This is a genomic window from Prevotella sp., from assembly GCF_036570325.1.
Taxonomy (GTDB): Bacteria; Bacteroidota; Bacteroidia; order Bacteroidales; family Bacteroidaceae; genus Prevotella.
Window position 1 is genome coordinate 1 of the sequence record NZ_DATCYK010000035.1, and the last position, 8418, is coordinate 8418.

Annotated in this window: 5 protein-coding genes and 1 tRNA gene; 5 read left to right on the forward strand and 1 reads right to left on the reverse strand. The window is 45.3% G+C overall.

From position 1 onward, the window contains the following. The 5 genes from VIR50_RS03045 to VIR50_RS03065 all read left to right on the forward strand — a co-directional run. On the forward strand, positions 1-2740 hold a 2740-nt coding region (locus tag VIR50_RS03045; protein WP_331933673.1), incomplete at its 5' end, for a SusC/RagA family TonB-linked outer membrane protein. Between the two features lie 15 nt (positions 2741-2755). Then, on the forward strand, positions 2756-4357 hold the full coding sequence (locus VIR50_RS03050; RefSeq protein ID WP_331933675.1) for a SusD/RagB family nutrient-binding outer membrane lipoprotein: 1602 nt from the start codon (positions 2756-2758) through the stop codon (positions 4355-4357). Between the two features lie 18 nt (positions 4358-4375). Next, positions 4376-5473, forward strand: a complete 1098-nt coding sequence (locus tag VIR50_RS03055; RefSeq protein WP_331933676.1) for a glycoside hydrolase family 18 — start codon at positions 4376-4378, stop codon at positions 5471-5473. A 23-nt stretch (positions 5474-5496) separates the two neighbouring features. Then, the gene (locus VIR50_RS03060) at positions 5497-6621 is read left to right on the forward strand and encodes a DUF1735 and LamG domain-containing protein (protein WP_331933677.1); all 1125 of its coding nucleotides are present in this window, start codon (positions 5497-5499) and stop codon (positions 6619-6621) included. A 19-nt stretch (positions 6622-6640) separates the two neighbouring features. Continuing rightward, a complete protein-coding gene (locus VIR50_RS03065; RefSeq protein ID WP_331933678.1) occupies positions 6641-7987 on the forward strand; it encodes a discoidin domain-containing protein in 1347 nt (448 codons plus the stop codon). Between the two features lie 292 nt (positions 7988-8279). On the opposite strand, the gene VIR50_RS03070 is transcribed toward VIR50_RS03065, so the two are convergent. Next, a tRNA-Leu gene (locus VIR50_RS03070) sits at positions 8280-8361 on the reverse strand. Between the last annotated feature and the right edge of the window lie 57 nt (positions 8362-8418).

Sequence of the window (8418 nt, forward strand, 5' to 3'; positions counted from 1 at the left end):
TCAGACGCTGAACGAGGTGGTAGTTACCGCCCTCGGTATCAAGCGTTCGGAGAAAGCTTTGAGTTATAACGTGCAGAAAGTGTCAAGCGAAGAGCTGACCAACGTTAAGAATGTGAACTTTGTCAACAGCCTCAATGGTGCGGTGGCCGGTGTCAATATCAATGCCTCAACGACGGGTGTAGGTGGTCCTACACGTGTGGTAATGCGTGGTACGAAGTCTATCACCGGTGGCAACAATGTGCTTTACGTTATCGACGGTGTGCCCATGTTCAATAAGAACGGTGGTGACATTGGCGGTGGACGCTATTCAAGCCAGCCCAGCGGTGAAGGTATCGCCGATATTAACCCCGACGACATTGAGAGCATTAACGTGCTTACAGGTCCTTCAGCCGCAGCCCTTTACGGTTCGGCCGCAGCCAATGGTGTTATCATGATCAACACCCGACGTGGCGCCGAGGGTAAGGTGAGCGTGGCTGTTTCGAGCAGCATGGAGTTCTCTGACCCATTCATCATGCCTGAGTTCCAAAATACTTACGGCAACAAGGCTGGCGCCTTTGAAAGCTGGGGCGAGCGTTTGGCCACCCCGTCGGGCTTCAATCCCAAGGACTTTTTCAACACCGGTCACAGCTATATCAACTCCGTGACCCTCACAACGGGTACCAAGACCAACAAGACTTATGTGTCAGTGGCCAGCACCAACGCCACGGGTATCTTGGAAAACAACGCTTACGACCGTTATAACTTTACGGCTCGCAACACCAGCGACTTCCTTAATGACAAGCTGCACCTTGACTTCAGCGGCAGCTATATTATTCAGAATACCAACAACATGTATCGTCCGGGTGAGTATTACAACCCACTTCCGGCCGTATATCTCTTCCCCCGTGGTGAGGATTGGTCAGCCGTTCAGTTGTATAAGCGCTACGACGCCGCTCGTAAGTTCGCGGTTCAGTATTGGCCTTACGGCGATCAGGGTATGCAGTTGCAGAACCCCTATTTCGTCGTGAACGATATGTTGACCCCCACCAAGCGTAAGCGCTATATGTTGATGGGTAGCTTGAAGTACGACATCCTGCCTTGGCTCAACGTAACGGGCCGTGTACGTGTGGATAACACCTACACCGAGGCAGAGAGCAGACTCCACGCCAGCGGTACGGGTATCCTCTATGCGGGTACTTATGGTAATGGTATCTATAACCATTCACAAGGTTCAGACCAGCAGACCTACATGGACGTAATGTTCAATATTGACAAGAGCTTCGGTCAGGACTATCGCCTGACAGCCAACGTCGGTGCCAGCTTGGAAGATTATCGCTCAAGCGCGGTAGGTTTCGGCGGTCCTATCTTGAAGGTGCCCAACCTCTTCTCTTCCGCGGCTCTCGACCCCGTGCACGCTATTCCGAGCGATTCAGAGTTCCGTAAGCGTGGTACAGCCGTATTCGCCAGTGCCGAGCTTTCTTGGAAAGACATGGTTTACCTTACCATGACCGGTCGTAACGACTGGAGCTCACTGCTCGTTAACGCCAAGGAACCCTCGTTCTTCTATCCTTCGGTAGGTCTTTCGGCCATCATCTCTAAGATGGTGAAACTGCCCGAAGTAATCTCATTCATGAAGGTGAGAGGTTCTTTCACCGAGGTAGGCTCGCCTATTCCCGATCGTTATCGCGGCGTTACCCGTGGTACCTTGACCTATCCTATCGCCAACGGTGTACCTTCTACCCGTACCCTCATGCCCTTCTATGATTTTAAGGCTGAGCGTACACGTTCTTATGAACTTGGTTTGAACTTACGCATGTTTGAAAGTCGTTTGAACTTCGACCTCACATGGTATCACTCTAACACCTATAACCAAACCTTCTTGGCCGAGCTTTCAGCTACAGCTCCTTACTCGGGCATGTACATTCAGGCCGGTGACATCGCTAACTCCGGTATCGAAATGTCATTGGGCTATGGCGACAAGATTGGTCAGATAGAGTTCGACTCAAGATTGGTTTACAGCCGTAATATCAATAAGGTGAAGAAGTTGGTTCACAACTACGAAACCGGTATCGACGGACAGATTATCAACTTTACCGAGACATCGGCCGGTGGTGGCTACATTCGTGAGGGCGACAGCATGGGTGATGTGTACGTTACAAAGGTGCTGAAGCGCGATGCTACCGGCGCGATAGCCGTAGGTCCTGACGGAAGTTTGAGCTCTATGGACCTTCCAAAGGGTGAGCGTATCAAGATAGGTAATACCAATCCCGACTTCACCATGGGCTGGAGAAACAGCGTTTCTTGGAAGGGTCTTAACCTTTCGTTCCTTATCAATGCCCGCTTTGGTGGCGTAGTAACTTCCGCTACACAAGCAGTGCTCGACCAATTCGGTGTTTCCAAGGCTTCAGCCGATGCTCGCGACCGTGGTTATGTAGAGGTAGCCGGTGGTTTGAAAGTTGACCCGCAGAAGTATTATGAGGTAGTGGCCAACCAGCAGCTCATGGCTTATTACTATTACAGCGCAACGAATGTACGCTTGCAGAACGTGAGCCTCAGCTACACCTTGCCTAAGACTTGGCTCGGTCAGGGATGGCCCGGCGTAACCGTAGGTGTCATTGCCAATAACCTCTGGATGATTTACAACAAGGCTCCATTCGACCCCGAAATCGCTGCTTCTACCGGCACTTATGGTCAGGGAAGCGACTATTTCAGCGCTCCGAGCTTGCGTAATATCGGTTTTAGTTTGAAACTTCAATTCTAAAATAACACGGCTTTTATGAAAAATAAAATCAATAAAATAATTTGCATGGCGGCCATGTCTGCCACCGTGCTGACCTCTTGCCAGACTGACTTTGTCGACATTAACCGCGACCATCGTCAGCCTACGGAGGACGAACTTAAGATGGATAACCTGAACGTGGGCGGTTTCGTCACGGCTTTTGAAATGGGTATCTTCCCCGTTGGCTCATCAGGCACGGGTTACGTAAACGACTATCAGATTCCTTACACCCTCGGTGGCGCTTGCTGGATAGGCTATATGGCTCCCGCACAAAACAAGTGGGTGGGCCGAGGATTCCCATCTTTCGCGCTCAAACCATGGAGCCAATATACTTATAACGTAATGGCCGGTAACGCGTATCGTAGCTGGCTCGACATGAAGAAGCGTACCACGGACGATCCCGCAGGCTTTGCCGTGGCTCAAATCATCAAGGTGGCCGCTGTACACAAGGCTACCGACACCTTCGGTCCTATTCCTTACTCTAAGGCAGGCATGGAAGGTCAAACGTTGGCAGAGTACGATTCGCAGGAAGATGTTTACAAAGCTATGCTCAAGGACCTTGATGATGCAGTGCAAACATTGAATAAAGAAGCCCATAACGTATTCCCCAAGTACGATATAATCTATGAGGGTGATTATCAAAAGTGGTGTAAGTTAGCCAACTCTCTCATGCTTCGCTTGGCTATGCGTGTAGTTTATGCCAATGAGGCTTTGGCCAAGGAATATGCCGAGAAGGCTATCAACAATCCTTACGGTGTGATAGAGGCTACGAGTGAAGCGGCATTGCTCTGTAAGGGTGCGGGCGTTACGCTGAAGAATCCTTTGGTTATTATCAATGGAGAAGCTTATAACGACGTTCGTATGGGAGCTGAAATCGCTTCTTACATGAAGGGTTACAAAGATGATCGTTTGGCAGCTTACTTCCAAAAAGGAACTGTAAACAATGTTTCCGATTACTATGGTTTGCGTACCAACATGCCGAGTACTACCACTTATAATGACCGTTCTAAAATCTCGCTTTTGAATGTTGCGGATGGTACACCGGTATATATCGTAAAGGCTTCCGAGGTTTATTTCCTCCGTGCCGAGGGCGCATTGCGTGGCTGGAGCATGGGTGGTGCCAATAAGGCACAGACCTTCTATGAGAAGGGTATCGCTACTTCGTTCGAGGAGAATGGTTTAGACGCAGGAAAAGCAGCAGCTTATGCAGCTAACAGTTCTAACAAGCCGGCTAATTTTATTGACCCTATCAACTCTCAGTACAGTGCCGACGCGCCTTCTGACATCACAATCAAATGGCAGGATGGTAACTTCGAGAAGAGCCTCGAGCGTATTATAACACAGAAATACTTGGCTATCTATCCTGACGGACAAGAGGCTTGGTCGGAATTTCGTCGCACGGGTTATCCCCGTATCTTCAAAGCTGTTTCGGTATCTACCGACTGCAACGTGAATGGCGATAACCGTCCGACCCGTATTCCTTACTCTAATGACGAGTACACTAAGAACCTCGATAACATTACTAAGGCTGTTCAGTTGCTTGGCGGAGCCGATGACGGTGCTACACGCTTGTGGTGGGACAAGAAGCCTAATAAATAATTTAAAGACCAAACGAATATGAAAAAATATGTTATTTTCAGCTTTCTGCTGATGGCCTTGCTGAGCGTAGGATGCAGCGATTGGACTGAAGTGGAAAACAAGAATATAGATAAGTTACTGGTTGACGCCGACTCGTCGTTGTCAATAGCACATCAGAAGTATTTAGAGAACCTTAGAGCCTATAAGCAGACTGACCATGAACTGACCTTTGGTTGGTTCAGTGGATGGACGGGAGAGAGCCCTGCTTCACGTTGCCTTTATAATTTGCCCGACAGTACCGACTTCGTTTCTCTTTGGGATGGCTTTACCAACTTGACACCGGCCAAGCAGGCCGACCTAAAGCGCGCACAGCAAGAAAAAGGCTTGCGTGTATTGGCTTGTAGCTTGCTGTTTGATATAGGTAATAGTGTCACCGTGCAACCTCAGTCTTCAAAAGACAAAGGTGAGACATGGTTGCAATACAGCCATAAGTTTTGGGGCTGGGAAGGTGATGAAAAAACTATTGAGAAAGCTGTAGAGAAATTTGCTAATGCTATTTGCGATACGATTTATAAGTATAATCTTGATGGATTTGATTTAGACGCAGAGCCTACCATTCCTCAACCTTTCAATACTGATAGAGAAATGTGGCAAAACGATCGTATGAATGTCTTTATCCGTACGATGGGTAAACGTATTGGTCCTATGGCTGAAACAGAAGAAGGTCGCAAGAAGTGGCTCGTAGTTGATGGTGAGCCCGATTGGTTCTCTCCTGAAATGGCTTTATATTTTAATTACTATATACTGCAAGCATACGAAAGTTACGGCTATCAAGATCTCGATATGAGGTTCAATAATCTGTATTCTGCGTTCGCATCAAAGCAGAGTTATGCGGAAGTGGCCAAGAAAGTAATTATGACTGAAGAATTTGAGAAGTATTCTACAAATGGAGGTGTAGGTCATCGTACCCGTGATGGTAAGAGTGTTCGTTCTTATCTTGGTATGGCAATGTGGGAACCTATAGGAGCTCGTAAGGGTGGTATAGGCAGCTATCACATGGAGAAAGACTATGCGGCAAGTCCTGTTTACAAGTACTTGCGTGAAGGCATTCAAATTATGAATCCTGCTGTAAAATAATACTTTAATAATAAGAAATTACAATGAAACATATATTTAAAACTTTAGGAATAGCTTCTTTAGCCTGCTTCGCTTGGTCATGTGCCAATGTGGATTATGACAAGGTAAACGAAGAAACTGATTTACCCAATGCTGTTTATATCGACGGCGCAGCTTCTGTCCCTATGACGAAGGTCGTCGTGAAAGACGAAGGTGGGCAAGGCTCATTTACAGCTCGGGTCGCCAATCTGCTTAATGGGAATGTAAATGTTAAGTTTGCGGTAGATGAGGAGGCACTTGCAGCTTACAATGAGGCTAATGGAACTCATTATCAAGTATTGCCGGCTAAGTATTATACTTTGTCGAAAGAGTCATTGACGATAGGAGCCAATGAACTTTCTAATGGTTCAGTTGATGTGAACATCAAACCGCTTGACAATGAATTGAACGCTGCTGTGAAGTATGCGATTCCGGTAAAAATAGTGGCTGCCGAGGGTGCTAATGTGCTGGAATCAAGTGCTACCAAGATTTTTGCGCTGGACCGTGTACTCAATACAACAGTCATGAAGCAGGATGGATTCTATTTGAAGGTGTTCTTTAAGCCGGCGTTCGAGAATATGCAGGAGTGGACTTTGTCTTATGGAATGCGTGTTTTTGCTAATTTTGATAATCAAGCCGTGCTTTCTCCCGATTTCTACTCACGTTTGGACGGAGCAGGAAGATTACAGATGAAGGTGGGTGAAACCGATGATCCGAAGGCTTTTGCTAAAACAATAATTCGCCCCGGAAAGTGGTATCACGTGGCTTGGGTGTACAAACGTCAACATGTGAAGTGTTATATCAATGGTGTGTTAGACAACGAGTTTGATGTACCTAAGGTTGAGACGTTCACTAAGATCAATATGAGTTGGGGTGCGTTCAGAGGTTATGTGCGAGAGATTCGTCTTTATAACAACGCACAGTCTGCTTTCCAAATCATGGATAACCTCTATATAGAGAATCCGGAGAATCCTAATCTACTGTTTTACGCTCCTTTGACAAAAGAATATGGACTTAAGGATATTAGTAAGAATCCTCATGAAGTGCATGCTTATGTTAAAAGTTCAAATGATACACAAACTTGGGATCCAAGAAAAATTGAGTGGGAAGAGCACAAATTCCCTGAATAACGATTAAATAGAAACGATAATGAAAAAATATATTTACTTCATCGCGTTAGCGCTTACGGCAGGTTCTTTTGCTTCATGTAGCCATGACTATAACTACGATGGCGAGTATGATATAAAGGAGTATTTCAGCGGAAGTGATCCTCGCACCAATTTAGTCTACTTCTCTTCACGTGTTGTAGAATATACAAATAACTTTTTTGGAGGTATGCATATAGGTGAAGACTCACAAGAGTTTACACTCAGTGCGAATCTTTCTCGTAACTTAACAAATGCGGGTAAGGTGCAAGTAGCTTTGGCTACAGACGCTCCTTTGTTAGAAACCACGTATAAAGACTATGCCGTTGCGACTGCAGAGCAGGTGGAATTTAAGGCTGGTGGCACTATAGAGCTTGATACAAAGACTTCTAATTTTGAGGTACCCGTTACTGTTAAGGGTATGTCAGCAATCTTGAAGCCAACTGTAGTACCTATCAGAATTACTCCCACGGGAGATGAACTTCAGAGCCCTAAAAACTCAAGTCAGGATTATGCCTATATTGTAGTTACTTCAAAAGAAGGTTGGAAAGTATGGTCTAGCAAGGAAAGTATTTCCGTTTCTATGGGAGAAGCTAATACCTATCTAGGTAAAACCAGCTTTGCCGTTCAGTTGAACACTTCAAAAGCATTTGAATATAAGGGTAAGATTGGTCTTGAACGTGATAATTCATTGTTCAAGAGTGATGATAAAACAAAATTGGCGCCAGAAGATATCCACACGGTAGAGGCAGTAAATTGTGAGGGCAAACGTACTCTTCCCCTATCGGTAGAGTTTATAAATCCCGAGAAGTTTACAGAGCCCGGTAGTTATGTATTGCCACTGCGTGCTGTTTATTATGACGAAAAGGGCGATAAGCACTATATTGTGGATGGTGAAGTACTTGTGCCTATCAAAGTGACAGCTGTTTATGTAGTAGCAACTAAGGCAGATCCTACTGGTACACAGATACCTACAAGTGAGTGGAAAGTTACTTCAAATACTAATCCACGTGATGGCGTTATATCAGACTTGATAGATGGGAAAATAGAGACCGGAGCTTCATGGCGTAAAGGAACCCGTACTATTATTGTTGATATGGGTAAGAGCGAGACTATCAAAGGGATGCAGGTAGGTATGGATAACGAATGGGATTATTTACCGTCTTCGATAACTTTCTATGGAAGTAATGATAATCAGGAATGGGAACAGTTATCTGGAAGTATTCCCGTATCATGGGCTCTATGGAACAAGTATGCTGTTTTGCAACCTCTGACGATACGTTATTTGAAGATGGAAGTAAAGATAACGGATTCTTATGGTAAGATTTCAGAGATTAAGATTTATAAATGAAATTATACGTTCTAATTAGGGAAAGGGGTATGCCGTGAGGCATATCCCTTTTTATTGTGTAGAATTATATACTCCAAGCCCTAACGTGATAGTGTAATAATGCCTTTCCTAAAACCAAATTATATTCTTGTAGTAAATATATCTATACTTCTCAATTCTTTATAATGGCTCAAATAATAAATCAGATTACCTGCTCTTCATTGCGAATAGAATGAGGAAAAATTCATGGAAACATCTATAAAACAAGAAAAAGCTAAGTATTGAGTAATCAACTACTTAGCTTTTTGTTTAGTACCCAGACCCGGGATCGAACCGGGATGGATTGCTCCACTGGTGTTTGAGACCAGCGCGTCTACCGATTCCGCCATCTGGGCATGGCGTCTTTCTTTGAAGACGGGTGCAAAGGTAAGGCTTTTTTCTGAATTAACAAA